13 protein-coding genes, 1 tRNA gene and 1 other RNA gene are annotated in these 16858 nt (G+C 68.2%); 5 read left to right on the top strand and 10 right to left on the bottom strand.

The window, feature by feature from the left end:
- Positions 1-188: 188 nt before the first annotated feature.
- The 6 genes from ACFW3F_RS07050 to ACFW3F_RS07025 form a co-directional block, all read right to left on the bottom strand.
- Entirely contained in the window at positions 189-980 is a 792-nt protein-coding gene (locus tag ACFW3F_RS07050; protein ID WP_388055672.1) for a M15 family metallopeptidase, read from the bottom strand.
- A gap of 54 nt (positions 981-1034) precedes the next feature.
- The gene (locus tag ACFW3F_RS07045; RefSeq protein ID WP_388055670.1) at positions 1035-3575 is read right to left on the bottom strand and encodes a DNA polymerase III subunit gamma and tau; all 2541 of its coding nucleotides are present in this window, start codon (positions 3573-3575) and stop codon (positions 1035-1037) included.
- A 43-nt stretch (positions 3576-3618) separates the two neighbouring features.
- A complete protein-coding gene (locus ACFW3F_RS07040; protein WP_388055668.1) occupies positions 3619-5124 on the bottom strand; it encodes a glycosyltransferase 87 family protein in 1506 nt (501 codons plus the stop codon).
- 152 nt (positions 5125-5276) lie between these two features.
- Positions 5277-6551 (bottom strand): aminotransferase class I/II-fold pyridoxal phosphate-dependent enzyme, encoded by a 1275-nt coding sequence (locus ACFW3F_RS07035; protein ID WP_388055666.1) that lies wholly within the window; start codon positions 6549-6551, stop codon positions 5277-5279.
- 70 nt (positions 6552-6621) lie between these two features.
- Positions 6622-6716, bottom strand: an RNA gene (ffs, locus tag ACFW3F_RS07030) — signal recognition particle sRNA small type.
- Positions 6717-6844: 128 nt separating this feature from the next.
- Positions 6845-6933: transfer RNA gene (locus ACFW3F_RS07025), tRNA-Ser, on the bottom strand.
- A 78-nt stretch (positions 6934-7011) separates the two neighbouring features.
- Between ACFW3F_RS07025 and ACFW3F_RS07020 the strand changes: the two genes are divergently transcribed.
- On the top strand, positions 7012-7860 hold the full coding sequence (locus ACFW3F_RS07020) for an NmrA/HSCARG family protein (protein WP_388055663.1): 849 nt from the start codon (positions 7012-7014) through the stop codon (positions 7858-7860).
- Positions 7861-7870: 10 nt separating this feature from the next.
- Here the strand turns inward: ACFW3F_RS07020 and ACFW3F_RS07015 are convergent, their stop codons facing one another.
- Together ACFW3F_RS07015 and ACFW3F_RS07010 are read right to left on the bottom strand one after the other, a co-directional pair.
- Positions 7871-8956: a DNA polymerase domain-containing protein gene (locus ACFW3F_RS07015; RefSeq protein ID WP_388055660.1), complete on the bottom strand. Its 1086-nt coding sequence runs from the start codon at positions 8954-8956 to the stop codon at positions 7871-7873.
- A 2-nt stretch (positions 8957-8958) separates the two neighbouring features.
- Positions 8959-10011, bottom strand: coding sequence for an ATP-dependent DNA ligase (locus ACFW3F_RS07010; protein WP_388055684.1), 1053 nt, complete (start codon positions 10009-10011; stop codon positions 8959-8961).
- 138 nt (positions 10012-10149) lie between these two features.
- Between ACFW3F_RS07010 and gluQRS the strand changes: the two genes are divergently transcribed.
- Positions 10150-11058 (top strand): tRNA glutamyl-Q(34) synthetase GluQRS, encoded by a 909-nt coding sequence (gene gluQRS / locus ACFW3F_RS07005; protein ID WP_388055658.1) that lies wholly within the window; start codon positions 10150-10152, stop codon positions 11056-11058.
- 250 nt (positions 11059-11308) lie between these two features.
- Here the strand turns inward: gluQRS and ACFW3F_RS07000 are convergent, their stop codons facing one another.
- Both ACFW3F_RS07000 and ACFW3F_RS06995 read right to left on the bottom strand, forming a co-directional pair.
- Positions 11309-12322, bottom strand: coding sequence for a hemolysin family protein (locus ACFW3F_RS07000; RefSeq protein ID WP_388055656.1), 1014 nt, complete (start codon positions 12320-12322; stop codon positions 11309-11311).
- Positions 12315-13763, bottom strand: coding sequence for a hemolysin family protein (locus ACFW3F_RS06995; protein ID WP_388055654.1), 1449 nt, complete (start codon positions 13761-13763; stop codon positions 12315-12317). Before ACFW3F_RS06995 ends, ACFW3F_RS07000 begins: the two co-directional genes overlap by 8 nt.
- Positions 13764-14028: 265 nt before the next feature.
- Between ACFW3F_RS06995 and ACFW3F_RS06990 the strand changes: the two genes are divergently transcribed.
- The 3 genes from ACFW3F_RS06990 to ACFW3F_RS06980 are packed head-to-tail and all read left to right on the top strand — an operon-like array spanning position 14029 to position 16614.
- Positions 14029-14688 (top strand): class II aldolase/adducin family protein, encoded by a 660-nt coding sequence (locus ACFW3F_RS06990; protein ID WP_388055652.1) that lies wholly within the window; start codon positions 14029-14031, stop codon positions 14686-14688.
- Positions 14685-15641, top strand: coding sequence for a carbohydrate kinase family protein (locus ACFW3F_RS06985; RefSeq protein ID WP_388055650.1), 957 nt, complete (start codon positions 14685-14687; stop codon positions 15639-15641). The genes ACFW3F_RS06990 and ACFW3F_RS06985 overlap by 4 nt, the downstream gene beginning before the upstream one ends.
- A gap of 55 nt (positions 15642-15696) precedes the next feature.
- Positions 15697-16614, top strand: coding sequence for an SDR family NAD(P)-dependent oxidoreductase (locus ACFW3F_RS06980; RefSeq protein WP_388055648.1), 918 nt, complete (start codon positions 15697-15699; stop codon positions 16612-16614).
- The last annotated feature ends 244 nt before the right edge of the window (positions 16615-16858 follow it).

The raw sequence follows: 16858 nt of genomic DNA, 5'->3' as shown, positions 1-16858 counted from the left end.
GTACCCCACTGCTCCCTGAGGAGCGCCCGGAGCTTGCGGAGGGCGCGTACCCCACTGCTCCCTGAGGAGCGCCCGGAGCTTGCGGAGGGCGCGTCACGAAGGGTCCGGTGACTGACGTTGCGAAACCCTTCGTGACGCTCGCAAGCTCGCTCCTCAGGGAGCAGAGATCGACGCTTCTGGTGCCACGCTCAGGTGACCGGCACGTCGATGATCGGGCGGCGGACTGCGGCGCCGGGTCCGTCGAAATGCCACCACTCCCCCGCATAAACTGTCAACCCGCCGGCTGCCATCGCGTCACGCAGGCGCGTTCGCGCCGCCCGTGCCGGCGCCGCCACCCCGTCCGTTGCATATGCGGTCGCCCGCGGAGTGAAGGAGTCGAAGTCGGTCCCCATGTCGAGGCGGCAGCGATCGCCGACGACACGGGCGGGCGGGCAGTTCGGCCGGCGTGCGGCCAGTGTCACGTCGACTGAACGTCCGGCTTCGTGACTGGTCGAATACGGCCCCGGTCGGGCCACCCACGCCGGGTCCGGCACCTTGTCGAACATCCTCTGCTGCACCGAGTGCGGTCGATAGCAATCCCAGAACACCAGCACCTCACCGCCGGCTCGCAGGATCCGCGCGGCGGTCCGGAGACCTGGTGTCATCGATTCGTGAACCAGGCATCGGGCGTTCGGCGGGTACAAGCGCTCGCCGACGAAGTTGTTCGTCGTCGCATAGCGCAGGTCGAGGACGGCGTCGGGAACAGCGGTCCGCACATCGACGAAACCGACCGCGTCGACTCGTCGGTCGACCGGCGTCCGCACCGCCGAGCCCGGACCCACGACAGGTGCCTCGACGACCGGCCCCGATGGGGCATCACTTCCCGACGCACCACCCGCGGGAGCCGCGGTCGGGGTGGCGGCGGCGCACGCCATCGACATCGTGAGCGCCGCCGTCACCGAAGCCAATGACAGCCCGACCCGCACTGCTGCTCGTCGCATCTGTGCGTTCTACCACGGAGGGCCATGCGATATCGCGGGCTCAGGGACTCACTCTCACTCGAGCGGCCGTGCTCCCAGTTCCGATTTGAGCAGTTCCAGTGCCACCTGATCGGGGTCGAGCCGCTGCTCGGGGTTTCCGGTACGCGCATCCGCCACCATCTCCGCACGTTCGTCGTGCGGGATGTCCTCATCGGCACGTGGCGGCTCGGGCTCCTCCGGTTCGGCAACCGGTTCGGGTGCTGGCGGTGGCGTAGCCGACTGGTCACGTGCTCGGCTCGGACGCGAATACGACTGGCGCGCTTTGCCCGGTTGCTTCGACGGTGGTGCAGTCGATGTGCCGGTGGGGACGGCGGCGCCGGGCGCCTGGTGCACGGTCCGCACATCGAGGTCGGTACCGAAGACCTCGCTCAGCGCTTCCCGGATGATCGTCACGGCGTGGGGTGCGGACAACCGACCGACCAGCACCTCGACGGGATGGGAGAGGACGACGGTCGTGCCGTCGACGTCGGCGATCACCGCCGCCGACAGCATCGGCTCGAGACTCTTCGACCGCTCACGCACCGCAGCTCGGATGTCTTGGTATCGCTTGCGAACCGTGTCGGCGTCGAGCCCGGCGACCGCCTGGGGCTCCGGTTCCGGCTCCGGTTCCGTGGCCTGTGCCGGTGCGGGTTCTTGCGGACGGGCGCGGACCGGCGTCGCATCCGGTGGCGGGGCGTCGTACTCGTCGACGGGCTCGTCGGGTAGCGGAATGTCGTCATATGGGGTCGCCGACGCGGGTTCGACGGCCGGTTCCGGTTCGGGCGACGGCGTCTGCCGCGGGCGCGACGGCGGTTCGGGCGCGGACGGAGTCCGCTCGGTGTGGACAGACGGAGTCCGCTCGGTGTGGACTGACGGGGTCCGCTCGGTGTGGACAGTGGGCGTGGAAGCCGTCGGCGCAGGCACCTCGATCGGGATCGCCGCTTCGTCGTCTGCCGTGGTGACGTCGTCTGCCGTGGTGGCGTCATCCAGCACGGGGTCGATCGCCGAGTCGGCCGGTGCTGCCTCTGCGGTCGGTTGTTCGGCGATCAACTCGTCGAACATCGACTCGTCGTCGACAGGATCGGCGGCATCGGCGGCCGTGGCAGCCTCGACGACCGTCGGCTCGGGCGCTGTCGGCTCCGGCGCAACCACCTCCGGCACAGCAGGTTCCGGCACAACAGGTTCCGGCACAACAGGTTCCTGAACGACGGGTTCGGGAACCTCGGGAGCGACAACCGCAACCGGCGCCTGGTCCGCTTGTCCGACAGCAGGTTGAGCAGCATCGGCTTCCACCGCCTCCGCAGCGGCTCGCTCGGAGTCCTCGACTGCCTTGGCCTCCTCCATCGCCTTACGCTGCGATGGTCGGACGAATTTCGGTTCCGGTTCGGGCTCAGCTGGTTTCGCGGGCACCGGGATCGACGTCGTGCCGATTCCCGACTCGAGTCGTTCGAGGCGTTGCAGCAGCGCCGCGTCGTCGGCCGAGACCGCGGGCAGCAACATCCGCGCGCACATCACCTCGAGCAGCAATCGCGGTGACGTCGTGCCCCGCATCTCCCCGAGCGCGTTGTGCACGATCTCGGCGAACCGGGTCAACGACGCCGGGCCGAGGGTCTCGATCTGGGCACGCATCCGCGCCAACTGGTCGCCCGGGGCTTCGACCAGCCCACGGTCCGCGGCATCCGGAACCGCTTGCAGCAGGATCAGATCGCGGAGGCGTTCGAGCAGGTCGACGGCGAAGCGTCGGGGATCGTGCCCGGCGTCGACGACCTTCTCGACCGTGCCGAACAATGCCGACCCGTCGGCGTCGGCCAGTGCGTCCACGGCGGTGTCGATCAGCGCGACGTCGGTGACGCCGAGCAGGGCCAGAGCGCGTTCGTAGGCGACCCCCTCGTCGTCGGCTCCGGCCAGCAGCTGATCCAGGATCGACAACGAGTCACGAGGGGACCCGCCGCCCGCGCGGATGACGAGCGGGTACACCTCTGGCGCCACCGTCACGCTCTCGCGCTCACAGATCTTTTCGAGCAGACCGCGCATGACCGGCGGTGCGAGCAACCGGAACGGGTAGTGGTGGGTTCGCGACCGGATGGTCGGCAGCACCTTCTCGGGTTCGGTGGTCGCGAACACGAAGATCAGATGCTCCGGCGGCTCCTCGACGATCTTGAGGAGCGCATTGAAACCCGCGTTCGTCACCATGTGCGCCTCGTCGACGATGAACACGCGGTAGCGCGACTCGGCGGGTGCATAGAACGCGCGGTCGCGGAGCTCGCGGGTGTCGTCGACACCGCCGTGACTCGCGGCGTCGAGTTCGATGACGTCGAGGTTGCCCGGGCCGCCCGGCGCGAGCGCCACACACGAGTTGCACGTTCCGCACGGCGTGGAAGTGGGCCCCTCCACACAGTTCAGCGAGCGAGCCAGGATTCGCGCCGACGACGTCTTGCCACAACCACGCGGACCGGAGAACAGATACGCGTGGTTGATGCGACCGGAGTCCAGGGCGCGGCTCAACGGATCGGTGACGTGCTCCTGCCCCACGACGTCGGCGAAGGTAGCCGGGCGATAGGTGCGATACAGAGCCACGCGTCGAGACTACCGGCGACCCGTGACACTCGATGAGTGTGCCTCACACTGTCGGAGCAGGCCCCTGATCGGGTGTCTCAGCGACGGGTTCGCCATCGGTACCGACCAGGTCATCGGCCATCTCATGGCCCCGTACCGGGCGGCGCGGGGTTTGCCCGGACGGACCGGCGGACGCGCTCGATCCGGGCTCTTGCCCGGCCCCGTCCGTCCGTCGCCGGTCCTCGCCTCCCGAGCCGCTCGCAGCGCCCGTCGGTAACCCGCCGTCGGCGATCACCGCAGCGGCGACGCCGGGCGGGATGATCGGGTCGGAAGACGGCGGCGTGGTGCCGCGGCTGCCGACCATCCGCAGGCCGACGACCGTGGCAACGAGCACACCGAGGTAGGCCCACAGGTAGGGGCTGACGGTGAACCAATTCAGCCACGTGATGCGCGTCTTGACGTACAACCCCGTGTAGTACCCGTCGGGGATGAGTGCGGGCACATGCGTCGGCCATGAGAACGCGACGAGCACCAGCGCCGCGACACCCACCCCCGCCCACACGCGTGGTGCGCGCGAACGCCGGACGTCGAGGAGCAGGTGGATTCCGATGACCAGTATCGGGATGAACCAGACCCAGTGATGGCCCCAGGACATCGGCGACACGACGCACGCGGTCATGCCGACGATGCTGATCGCCAGGAGTTCCTGGCCTTTGCGATGTGCGTACGTCGCGACCGCGAAGCCGACCGCCAGTGCCGCCAGCACCACGGCCAGCCACAGCAGCGTCGGCGGGGTGTCGGTGTCGAGATGGTTGGCGAGCATGCCGCGCAGGGACTGGTTGCCGCGCAACTGCGCCGACCCGACCCGGTCGGACTCGAACAGTTTGCCCGTCCAATACGACCACGAGTCCCCCGGCAACGCCACGAAGCCGATGAGCACCGTGGTCGCGAAACCACCGACCACACCCGCGAGCGCACGCCAGTTCCGCTGCACGAGGAAGTAGCCGGCGAAGATCAGGGGCGTCAGCTTGATCCCGGCCGCGACGCCGGTCCAGAAACCCTTGAGGCGTCCGCCGTCCGGGCGCGCCAGGTCGGCCAGGATCACGAGCATCAGGAACACATTGATCTGGCCGTACCAGATGGTCGTGCGAACCGGCTCGAACAGCATCGCAACCGCCACCAGCGACAGCGCGATCACCCGCAGCGGCCAGGTCACCGGCCGGCCGAGAGTGCGGAAGCTCAGCATGATCACCAGATACAGCGCCACTACGATCCCTGCGGTCCACAGCGGCCGTGCGAGGTCGAAGGAGATCCAGGCCAGCGGGGTGAAGAGCAACGCGGAGAACGGTGAATACGTGTAGTCCAGGTCTTCGATCATCTTGACGTCGTAGAGGCTGACGCCATTGGTCACCGATCGCGCGCCCGCCTGGTACACGGCGAGGTCGATCTGGTTGTTCAGCAATCCCCAGAATTGGGCGCCCAAGGGTACGACGACGTCCTGGAGCGCCAGTGCGATGACCCCCACGACGGCGAACCCGGTTGCGAGAAGAACCGGCCTGGGCAGATTCACGATTTGAAAGCCTGTCACAAAGTGGAGTGCACGCCAGCGCACTCGCCGGAGAATGAGAGCAATCTAACGCCGTTCTCGGCGCGTTGCCGGGTGTGTCGGCACCGTCAGCGGCTCCCGCCGACGATGTCGGGCGGCCGCGTGTGCCGCCGACGTCAGCTGGACCGGGCGAGCAGCGTCTCCGCCGAGGCCAGCAGGACGCACGTGGACACCCCGTCCATCGCGGCCCGTAGGTCGTCGGTGTTCGGGAACGTGGGTGCGAGGCGGATGTTCTGGTCGTGCGGGTCGGTCTTGTACGGGAACGCCGACCCGGCGCCGGTGAGCGCGATACCGGCCTCTTTGGCCAGTTCGATGGTGCGTCGAGCAGCGCCGTCGACGACGTCGAGGCTGATGAAGTAGCCGCCCTCGGGCTCCGACCACGACGCGACCTTCGACTCCGTGAGCCGATCCTCGAGGATGTCGAGCACGAGCTTGAATTTCGGGGCGAGGATCTCCCGGTGGCGGGCCATGTGCGCCCGCACGCCGTCGGCGTCGCCGAAGAACTTCAGGTGCCGCAGCTGATTGACCTTGTCGGGCCCGATGGTCTTCAGCGACAGATACTTGCTGAACCAGGCAAGGTTCTCCGGCGACGATCCGAAGAACGACACACCCGCACCGGCGAAGGTGATCTTCGACGTCGAGCCGAGGACGTAGACGCGATTCGGGTGTCCGGCCTGTGCTGCCATCTCGAGGATCGGGAGTGCGGTCGGCGGGTTCTCCACCAGGGTGTGGACGACGTACGCGTTGTCCCAGTAGATCCGGAAGTCCGGCGCCGCGGACATCTCGAGCAGTCCCCGGGTGACCTCCTCGGAGAAGGTCACGCCGGTCGGGTTCGAGTAGGTCGGGACGGCCCACATGCCCTTGATGCTCGGGTCGGCGGCGACGAGTTCGGCGCACACGCGCACGTCCGGGCCGTCGGGCAGCATCGGCACCGGGATCATCTCGATGCCGAGGCTCTCGGTGATCGCGAAATGGCGGTCGTAACCGGGCGAGGGACACAGGAACTTGATCGGTTGACGTCCCCAGGGCTCATCGGAATCGGCGGTGCCGTGTAGCACCGCGAACACGGTGAGGTCGTGCATGATCTCGAGGCTGGAGTTGCCGAGCGCGATGAGGTTGTCGGGGTCGACGGCGAGGAGTTCACCGAAGATCCCGCGCAGCTCGGGGAGTCCGTTGAGTCCGCCGTAGTTGCGGGTGTCGGTGCCCGCACCGTCGCGGAACTCATCGCCGGGCAGCGACAGGAGTGGGTTGGAGAGATCGAGCTGCTCCGGGGACGGCTTGCCGCGGGTGAGGTCGAGCTTGAGGCCCAGCGCGCGTAGCGACTCGTATTGCTTGGTCAGATCCGCCTGGGTGTTCCGGAGTTGGTCGGCACTCATCGAGTGAAAATTCAACGTTGGCCCTCTCGCGGCTCGACGCCGGTGCGGGTGGCCGACGCCGCAGACTGGATCTTCGTATCTGGGATATAGGGGACCCCGCGCACCCGAGAGAGCCCGTTGACCCTTGCTGCCTTCCGGCCCTGGGGGAGTTCACAGGATGCACGCCGCGCGGGATCCGTCGTCCAGTGTAGCGAGGGGTTCCGGCGGCGCGAGCCGGGGTCCTCGAAGCCGTTCGACGAGGCTCGATCCGCCCGGAAACGACGAAGGCCCGCGGTGTCACCCAGACGGATGTCACTGCGGACCTTCGGTGGCGGAGGATAGGGGATTCGAACCCCTGAGGGCTGTTAACCCAACCCGCGTTCCAGGCGAGCGCCATAGGCCACTAGGCGAATCCTCCAACGACGAGATGATAGCCGCCGACCGCGCGCACACCCAAACCGTCCGGCGGGCACGCACGACCGCTAGGGTCGACGGCATGGCGGATTCCTCTCCTGTCGTTGTCGTCGGAGCCACCGGAGGGCAGGGCGGCGCCGTGCTCGACGCGCTGCTCGAGGCCGGTTTCCCGGTCCGCGCCGTCGTGCGGGACGCGGTGTCGAGCAAAGCCGCGCGCCTGGCCGACCGAGGAGTCGAACTCGCGGTCGGCGACATCGTGAGTGGCGTGGGTCTGACCGAGGCGTTCACCGGTTCGGCCGGTGTGTTCGCGCTCACGACGCCGTTCGAATCCGGGGTCGGCGCCGAGATCGGTCAGGGTCGCGCACTGATCGAAGCGGCCACATCCGCCTCCATCCCGTACCTGGTGTTCTCCTCGGTCGCGTCAGCCGATCGTGAGACCGGCGTGCCTCATTTCGATTCCAAGTTCGAGGTCGAGCAGATGTTGGCGGCCACCGAGATCCCGCACACGATCGTCGGCCCGGCCTACTTCTTCGACAACCTGCTCGGCGGGGCCGACGCCTTGGCTGCGGGCGTGATGCCGATCGCGATGCCCGCCGACAAGCCGCTGCAACAACTCTCGCGTCGCGACCTCGGTCGACTCGTCGCCACGCTGTTCGCGGCGCCCGACGTCCACGTGGGGCAGCGCATCGACCTCGCCTCCGATCAGCCGACGCCGGCCGAGATGGCGCGGATCATCGGCGAGGTCCTCGGCACGACGGTCACCGCGGAGTCCTATGACCCCGAACGCATCGAGTCCGAGGACATGCGGGCGATGTTCACGTTCCTCGGCGATCGCGGCTACGAGGTCGACATCCCCACGCTGCATCGGCGCTTCCCCGATGTCGGCTGGCAGAGCTTCGCCACCTGGGCCGGGGAAGCGCTGCGCCGCTGAGCTGCACCCCTCAACCGTCGGCTCGCCGATTACCCTTCTCGTCCCAGTGTTCGGCGACCTTCTTGCTCGGTTGCACACGCGGCGGTTCACCCGGCATCTTGGGATAGCTGGGCGGATAGGGCATATCGCCCAGTCCGTTTGCGTCATCGGCCTGCACCATCTCCAGCAGCTTCTCGACGCCGCGCCGATGGTCGGCGATGTCGGCCCACGGGTCGCCTCGATCGGCGAGAAGCTTCGGGACCGTGGCCATCGTGCAATCGTCCGGGTCGACGTCGGCGAGTTCGTCCCAGGTGACCGGCGTCGACACCCGGGCGCGGGCGCTGCGTCGAACGGAATACGGTGACGCCATCGTGCGGTCACGCGCATTCTGATTGAAGTCGATGAAGATCCGTTCTCCCCGTTCCTCTTTCCACCACGACGTGGTGACCCCGTCCGGGTCGCGACGTTCGAGTTCCCGGGCGATCGCGATGACGCAGCGCCGGGTCGCGATGAAGTCCCACAACGGCTCGATGGGCACGTATACGTGCACTCCCCGCCCGCCGGACGTCTTCACGAATCCGGCGAAGCCCAGTTCGTCGAGCAGCGGCCTCAATCCCTCGATCGCCACCCGCCGGACATCCTCGAAGGTCGTACCGGGTTGCGGATCGAGGTCGATGCGGAGTTGATCGGGGTGGTCGTTGTCGGGGTGCAGCGTCGGCCAGGTGTGGAAGGTGACGGTGCCCAGATTCGCGCCCCAGACGAGATCAGCGGGCACCGTGGGCCGGATCGCATCGCCGGTTCGCTTCGAGGGGAACACGATCGGGGTGGACTGCACATGATCGGGTCGCTTCTTCGCGATGTGCTTCTGGTAGATCTCGTCACCCTCGACGCCGTCGGGAAACCGCTGCAAGAACGTCGGGCGGTCGCGGGCCGCGCCCATCAACGGGCCGTCGCCGCTGTCGTCGACACCCAATGCGACGGTGCGGTAGTACCCGACGAGATCGCGTTTGCGACCACCGTCCTCGCCGAGTTCGGGGAAGTAGATCTTGTCCGGGTTGCTCATCCGGACGGCGACGCCGTCGACGTCGAGTTCCTCGGCGGGAGAACGAGATGCCATGGTCATTGCCCTTCGAGGACGTCGTGGAGGTCGTAGGTCAGCGGCACGTCGAGCTGGTCGTAGCCGCAACTGTGGGGCTCTCGATCGGGCCGCCACCGCAGGAATTTCACCGTGTGCCGGAACCGGTGGTTCTCCATCTGGTCGTAGGCGAACTCCGCGACCAGCTCCGGGCGGATCGGAATCCACTCCCCCGATTTCTCCGATCGCCACCGCGTCGGCTCACCCGGTGACGCCTTCTCGGGATCGAGCCGCATCGGCTCGAACATCTCCTGCAACTCGATCCGCTTGGCGTCGGAGAAAGCCCCCGCTCCCCCGACCATCCGCAGCTCGCCGTCGTCGCCGTACAGTCCGAGAAGCATCGATCCGATGCCGTTGCCGGACTTGTGAATCCGGTAACCGAAGATCACACAGTCCGCGGTTCGCTTGTGTTTGATCTTCAGCATCTCCCGCTTGTTCTCGACGTACACGCCGTCGAGTCGCTTGGCGACGACCCCGTCGAGCCCGGCGCCCTCGAACGCGGAGAACCAGTCCTCGGCGACAGCCGGGTCGCTCGTCACGCGGCTGACATGCACGCGACGATCCCGCCCGCCCGGACCGACGGCCCGCAGCAGTGCCTCCCGCCGGACCTCGAAGGGTTCGTCTTTCACGCTCGTCGTCTCCAGCGCGAGGGCGTCGAAGCCGATGAAGATCGCCGGCGTCTTCGCGGCAAGCATGTTCACCCGCGACTCGGCGGGATGGATCCGCTGCGCCAGCGAATCCCAGTCCAGCCGATGGGTGTCGCCGATGAGCGCAGGCACCCCGATCTCGCCGTCGAGAACCACTTTGTCGGGTAGTTCCGCCTTGGCCGCCGCGACGATCTCGGGGAAGTACCGTGCCAGGTCCTTGCCGCCCCGCGATCCGATCGACACCTCGTCGCCGTCGCGGAAGATCAACGCGCGAAAACCATCCCACTTGGGTTCGTACGACCACGCCACTGAACCGTCCGGTTGTGGCGGCACGCTGGTCACCGCCTTGGCCAGCATCGGCGCAACAGGCGGCATGACCGGAAGATCCATGAAACTCATCGTTCCTCACTCCTCGACGCGACCGCAACGCCGACGCGCGGTCGCGTACCCGGTGTGATCGTCGTCCGGGCCGCACAGGCAGACCGGTCCGGCCGCCGATTCTCATCGCCGGGCGGTAATCTCGACGCGATGTCGACGCAGCACGCGGGCCGGTACGCGCCCTCCCCGTCCGGGGACCTCCACGTCGGCAACCTGCGGACCGCCCTGCTCGCCTGGCTCTTCGCTCGGACCACCGGCCGGCGGTTCCTGATCCGGATGGAGGATCTCGATCGGGCCGCCCCGGGCGCCGACTCCCGGCAGTTGTCCGACCTTGTGGCCCTCGGCATCGACTGGGACCCGCCCGTCGTCCACCAGACCGACCGGCTCGCCACGTACCGCTCCGTCATCGACGGCCTACGCGACGCCGGTCGTACCTTCGAGTGCTTCTGCACCCGCCGCGAGATCCTCGAGGCGCCGTCCGCGCCGCACGCACCACAGGGCGCCTACCCCGGCACGTGCCGCGACCTCACCGCGGTCGAACGCGACGAACGGCGCGCAACCCGGCCACCCGCGATCCGACTCCGCGCCGACGTCGAGGAGTTCGGCGTCGACGACCTGCTGCACGGCGCGTATTCGGGCACCGTCGACGACTTCGTGCTCCAGCGGAACGACGGCACCCCGGCCTACAACCTGGCCGTGGTCGTCGATGACGCCGCGCAGGAGATCGACCAGGTCGTCCGCGGCGACGACCTCCTGTCGTCGGCACCCCGGCAGGCCTACCTCGCGACACTGCTCGGGGCAACCCCACCGACATACGCCCACGTCCCGATGGTGCTCAATGCCAACGGGATCCGGCTCAGCAAGCGGGACGGGGCGGTCACCCTGGCCGACCTTGCTGCCGAAGGCGTGGCTGCACCGACGGTGCTGTCCCGCATCGCGCATTCGCTGCGGCTCGGGGGCCGGGAGGAGCCCGTGACCCTCCCGCTCCTGAGCGACCGCTTCGACCCCGCGGCGCTGCCGTCCGAGCCGTGGTTCCTCACGGCCGACGAGTGGGTGTAGGCGCCCTTCGTGGCTCGCTCCGCTCGCACCTCAGGGAACAGCAGGGGTAACCCTCCGCAACCTCCGGGCGCCCCTCAGGCAGCAGCAGGGGTAACCCTCCGCAACCTCCGGGCGCCCCTCAGGCAGCAGCAGGGGTAACCCTCCGCAGGCTCCGAGCGCACCTCAGGAAGCGGCGCCAACCAATGCTCCCTGAGGTGCGAGGAGCGATAGCGACGAGCCACGAAGGGTCAGCGACGCACGCTCGCGCCGGCTACGCCGTGGTGGACAGCAACCGCTGGAGCACGTCGTTGATGGTGATGAGCCCGACCGCGCGGCCGTCTTCGGTGACCAGCGCGAGGTGTGCGCGCTGTTCCCGCATGGCGGTGAGCGCCTCGTACACCGGCTGGGCGGTCTCGACGCTCAGCACCGGACGCATGAGATCGGACGCCGTGGTCCCCGGCGACACGCTCAGACTGTCGCGTACGTGCACGACACCGCGCACGGGTGCCCCGGACGCCTCGTCCCGGACGAGCAGTCGCAGGTGCCCCGAGGTCCGGCCGGCCGTCTGGATCTGATCGGTGTCCGCGCTCGGACCGACGACAGCCAGGTGGTCGTTGGGTGTCACGACATCGCCGACGGTCAGCGATTCCAGTTCCAGCGCACTGGTCAGGTGGGCGTGGTACCGCTCGTCGAGCGTGCCCACGGTGGCCGAGTGCTCCACCAGGTGCCGCAGGGCGTCGCTGTCCTGTCCGGTCGCGACCTGATCCACGGGTTCGACACCGACGCGCTTGAGGCACCAGTTGGCCAGGTGGTTGAGCTGCACGATGAATGGCCGCGTGACCCACATGAAGGCGCGCATCGGGATCGCGAGCATGATCGCCGACTTCTCCGGGTGGGCGATCGCCCACGACTTCGGCGCCATCTCGCCGACGACGAGATGCAGGAACGTCACGATGATGAGCGCCAGGACGAAACCGATCACGTCGGCCGACCAGTACGGCAGCCCCCAGCCCGCGAACAACGGCGTCAGCCAGTAGTGCACGGCCGGCTTGGTGATCGAACCGAGCGCGAGCGTGCACACCGTGATACCGAGCTGCGATCCGGCGAGCAGGACCGACAGTTCCGATGCGCTGCGTAGCGCCGCACGTGCGCTGCCGCTGGTCGCGGCCGCATCCTCGAGCCGGTGCCGCCGGGCGGCGATCAGGGCGAATTCGACCGCGACGAAGAACGCGCTGGAAGCGATCAGGCCCGCGGTGATGGCCACGATGACCCACGGGTTATCCATTGTCGTTCCCCTCTCCGTTCTCGGCCGGGCTCTTCACGTCCGTGATCTTCCCTTCTGGAACGTTCGGTTCTTGGGCGACGCTTATCGACAGCAGCGCGGGTACGCGCTTCTCCACTTCGAGCACGGTGGCCCGCACGGTGCGGGGTGGCGTGTCGTCGTCCTCGAGCAGGGACGACGGGTCGGGGTCGATCGCGATCGTCACCGTGTCGCCGACCTCCGGGAGCCCGACGAACTCGGCGATCACCAGTCCGGCCATCGTCTCGTAGTCGCCCTCGGGGAGGTCCCAGCCGACGGTCCGGGAGACCTCGTCGACGTGTGCGTCGCCCCGCACGCGCCAACCTTCCGGGCTCTCCTCGATGGCGACGGTCGCCTCGGAGTCGTGTTCGTCGTCGATCTCGCCGACGAGTTCCTCGGCGATGTCCTCGGCGGTCACGACGCCTGCGAAGCCGCCGTATTCGTCGATGACCACCGCCATCTCGTCATGCGCGTCGGCGAGATTCTCCAGCACCTCGGGCAGTGGCAGCGTCGAGGGCACCACCACCGCGCGACGGCTGAGGTCGACCGCGGTTGCCGCCGGGTCGGCCTGCGGCGGTTGCTGTTTCAGCGCGTGGTTCCACTCCAGGAGATCCTGCAGATGGATCACACCACGTACCTCACCGTCACCACCGGCGAGCACGGGGTAACGCGTGTGCCCGGTGCTCATCAACGTGAGCACGTCGCCGGCCGGTAGATCCGCGTCGACGTGATCGGTGTTGGGCCGCGGGATCATGGCGTGCTCGGCTGTGCGCGTGGGGAATTCGAGTACGCGGTCGAGCAGGACGGACAGATCGTCGGGGAGGTCGCCCGCGTCCCGGGACTCGGCGACGATGTGCTCGAGGTCGCGCACCGACGCGGAATGCTCGACGTCGTGGACGGGTTCGATGCGCAGCGCCCGGAGCAACAGGTTGGACGACTTGTCGAACAGTGCGATGAGCCAGCCGAACACGGCCAGGTAGATCGTGGTCGACCGCGCGAGCCATCGCGCGACCGGCTCCGGGCGGGCGATGGCGAGGTTCTTGGGGAACAGTTCGCCGAAGACCATCTGCACGACGGTGGAGAAGATGATCGCGATGATCGTGCCGATCGCGACACCCACCCCGACCGGGATGCCCACGCCGCCGAGCAGCTCGCCGACACCGGAACCGATCAGGGGTTCGGCAACGTAACCGACGAGAAGACCGGTGACAGTGATGCCCAGCTGCGCGCCGGAGAGCATGAAGGATGTGCGGCGCGTGACTGCGAGTGCGCGTTTCGCGGCGGCGTCGCCGGATTCGGCGCGGGCCTTGAGGCGGGACCGGTCGACCGCCATGTAGCCGAATTCCTGGGCCACGAAGTAACCGGTGAGGGCGGTGATCAAGAAGACCACCAGGATTCCGAGTCCGATTCCGAGAACGGTCAGCATGTGACCGCCCCGGTGCCGGAACCGGGCGGATTGCCCGGGATATTCAGTTCAGAACAGGGGGCCGACTGGTGTCGTCGGCGTTTTCGGCGCTTTCCGCGTCTCATCGTCTCTCTCGCTGGTGCTCGGGTGGTTCATACCGGGTGCCGAGCGCTGAGGCATGTGCGTAAATGTCCGGTATGTGGTCCCAACGTACCCAATGTGCTCCGAGTTCCGCGAGACGCCCGGCGAACTTTTCGGGCCGCCGGCAGGCCGCGCCACGCGGCCGATGAGCGACTCGTCGGTGCGCGAGCATGTCGCCGGAGCCGCTCGACGGCTGGCGGCCGAGGGCCTGCTGATCGGCACCTCTGGCAATGTCTCGGCCCGCGTGGGTGAGCGCCTGGCGATCACCGGCACCGGGGTCGTTCTCGCGAACTGCTCGGCAGCCGACGTGACGGTGGTGACTCTCGCCGGTGACATCGTCGACGGGGCGATCGCGCCGTCCTCCGAGCTCGACCTGCACCTCGGCGTCTACGAGCGAACGGGTGCGCAGGCGATCGTGCACACCCACGCACCCTTCGGAACCGCGGTCGCCTGTGTCAGCGGACTGACGTCTCTACCGGTGCTCCACTATCAGCAGCTCGGTCTCGGTGGTGCGATACCCATCGCGCCCTACGCGACATTCGGCAGTGCGGAGCTGGCCGACAACGTCGCCGCCGCACTGGCCGACACCCAGGTCGCGCTGATGGCGAATCACGGTGCAGTGGCTCGCGGTTCGACTCTCGATCACGCCGTGGAGAACGCACTGCTGCTGGAGTGGCTGGCCACCCTCTTCCACCGGACCAGCAGCATGGGCCGACCCCGCGAGCTGACCGACGCCGAACAACAGTCCACCATCGTCCAGGCCATCCGACTGGATTACGGGACACCCAAGGAGGACCGACCGTGACACTCTCGCCACCGCCGATCGTCCCCCTCGTGATCGCGACCGTGGGCGTCCATGTGCTGGACATCCACGTCGTCGGAATCGATTCCCTCCCAGAGGGTTCTGACGGCGCGCTTGTCGAGTCCATCGGTTTCTCGGCGGCCGGCACCGCGGGCGGGACGGCCCTCGTACTCAGCCGGCTGGGCGCGACCGTACGGACCCACGGTGCGATCGGCACCGACTCGATCGGACGTTCACTGACCGCACTGCTGGACGCCGAGGGTGTCGACACACACGGTCTCGTCCCGAAGGGCGGGGTCCAGACGTCGTCGTCGGTCATACCCGTCCGGCCCAACGGAGACCGGCCCGCGTGGCACTGCATCGGGGCCAACGCGCAGTTCGTTCTCGACGACCTGGGCTCGGACGCACTCGATGGGTTGGATCACGTACACCTCGGCGGCCCGGAGTTCCTCGGTGGTCCGGTCGCCGCCGAGCTCCTGGGCCGAGCACGCGAGCGCGGGATCACGACCTCGGCGGACCTGCTGGCAGGTGGCGACCCCGGGCTTCTCGAGTGGATCGGTGACGCACTTCCCCACCTCGACTATCTGTTGCCCAACGACGAGCAGACCCGCGGTCTGACCGGCTCGGATGACCTCGAGGACGGTGCCCGCGCCCTCCTCGACCGAGGCGTCGGATGCGTTGCACTCACCTGTGGCGCCGACGGAGCGCTGGTCGTGACCGGCGACGACACCATCGTCGTACCGGCGTTCCCGGTGGACGTCGTCGACACCACCGGTTGCGGCGACGCGTTCTCCGCCGGCTTCCTCACCGGCCGGCTCCGCGGGCTCGACCTCGCCGATGCAGCCGAACTCGGATGCGCGGTTGCCGCCCACGTCGCGCAGGGCATCGGGACGGCCGCGAACTCCTACGACCTCGCCGCGATCGAGACGTTCCGGCACTCCCGCGCCGCCTCCTGAGCACCGGTCGGTGCCGGCCCGGTTTGGTGGGCCCTGCCTCGGGTAGGCCAGCATCATGACCGACACGAACGACATCAACGGTTCCACCGTCGTCATCGCCGGGGCGTCCAGTGGATTCGGGCGCGGCGCCGCGGTGCGGCTCGGCGAACTCGGCGCCAACGTGGTGGTCGCCGCGCGTCGAACCGCTGCACTCGACGAGGTCGTCGCCGAGATCACCGCCAAGGGCGGGACCGCGCTGGCGGTGACCACCGATGTCAGCGATCCGCGCGCCGTGAGCCACCTGGCCGCAGCGGCACTCGAACGGTTCGGTTCCATCGACGTGTGGGTGAACAACGTCGGGATCGGGGCGGTCGGATACTTCTGGGACATCCCGATCGAAGACCACGCCCGCTTGGTCGACGTGAACCTGAAGGGTCTGATCTATGGTGCGCACGCGGCGCTGCGCGTATTTCGCGCTCAGGGCCGGGGCACCCTGGTAAACGTCGGTTCGGTCGACTCCGCGGTGCCGCTGGCCCTGCAGAACACCTACGCCGCAACCAAATCCGCGGTCCGCAGTCTCGGCCATTCGTTGACCGAGGAGTTGCGGATGTCCGGTGACGACGCCATCCGGGTCGGCACCATCCTGCCGTGGGCGGTGGACACCCCGTGGTGGACCCACGCCGCCAACTACACCGGACACGAACCGCGCATGGCTGCGATGGACGACCCGCAGATCGTCGTCGAGGCCATTGTCGCCGCCTGCACCGATCCGAAGCTCGACCATCCGGTCGGTTACAAGGCCAAGGCTGCGAACGCTTCTCATTCCGTGATGCCGGGTATCACCGAACGGTTCTCGGCGGCAGTCGTGAAGTCGGAAACGGAGAAGGGAGCACCCGTGAAGGCCCATCCTGGGGCCATCCACGATCCGAATCCGGGCAGCACCGGGATCTCCGGCGGTATCCGCGAACGGATGGTCGCCGAGGACTCCCGCTGACACCGGTCGGCGTCGCTCGTTGTTGTGCGCCGCCGCGCCCTGCTGGTCGAGCAGCGCCGCCGTGCCCTGCTGGTCGAGCAGCGCCGCCGTGCCCTGCTGGTCGAGCAGCGCCGCCGTGCCCTGCTGGTCGAGCAGCGTCGACGTGCCCTGCTGGTCGAGCAGCGTCGACCGAGCGAAGCGAGGACGCCGCGCCCGTCGAGGCCGCCCGTCGAGGCCACCGAGGCGACCCGCAGCTCCTGTCGGT

The sequence above is a fragment of the Gordonia sp. NPDC058843 genome (assembly GCF_042743165.1).
Taxonomy (GTDB): domain Bacteria; phylum Actinomycetota; class Actinomycetes; order Mycobacteriales; family Mycobacteriaceae; genus Gordonia.
The sequence above is the reverse complement of the archived record's forward strand: the minus strand, read 5'-3'. Positions and strand labels throughout refer to the sequence as shown.

Coding starts and splice junctions, on each gene's coding strand:
- ACFW3F_RS07050 (WP_388055672.1), bottom strand. CDS start 980: ATGCGACGAGCAGCAGTGCGGGTCGGGCTGTCATTGGCTTCGGTGACG.
- ACFW3F_RS07020 (WP_388055663.1), top strand. CDS start 7,012: ATGGCGGATTCCTCTCCTGTCGTTGTCGTCGGAGCCACCGGAGGGCAG.
- ACFW3F_RS07015 (WP_388055660.1), bottom strand. CDS start 8,956: ATGGCATCTCGTTCTCCCGCCGAGGAACTCGACGTCGACGGCGTCGCC.
- ACFW3F_RS07010 (WP_388055684.1), bottom strand. CDS start 10,011: ATGGATCTTCCGGTCATGCCGCCTGTTGCGCCGATGCTGGCCAAGGCG.
- gluQRS (WP_388055658.1), top strand. CDS start 10,150: ATGTCGACGCAGCACGCGGGCCGGTACGCGCCCTCCCCGTCCGGGGAC.
- ACFW3F_RS07000 (WP_388055656.1), bottom strand. CDS start 12,322: ATGGATAACCCGTGGGTCATCGTGGCCATCACCGCGGGCCTGATCGCT.
- ACFW3F_RS06995 (WP_388055654.1), bottom strand. CDS start 13,763: ATGCTGACCGTTCTCGGAATCGGACTCGGAATCCTGGTGGTCTTCTTG.
- ACFW3F_RS06990 (WP_388055652.1), top strand. CDS start 14,029: ATGAGCGACTCGTCGGTGCGCGAGCATGTCGCCGGAGCCGCTCGACGG.
- ACFW3F_RS06980 (WP_388055648.1), top strand. CDS start 15,697: ATGACCGACACGAACGACATCAACGGTTCCACCGTCGTCATCGCCGGG.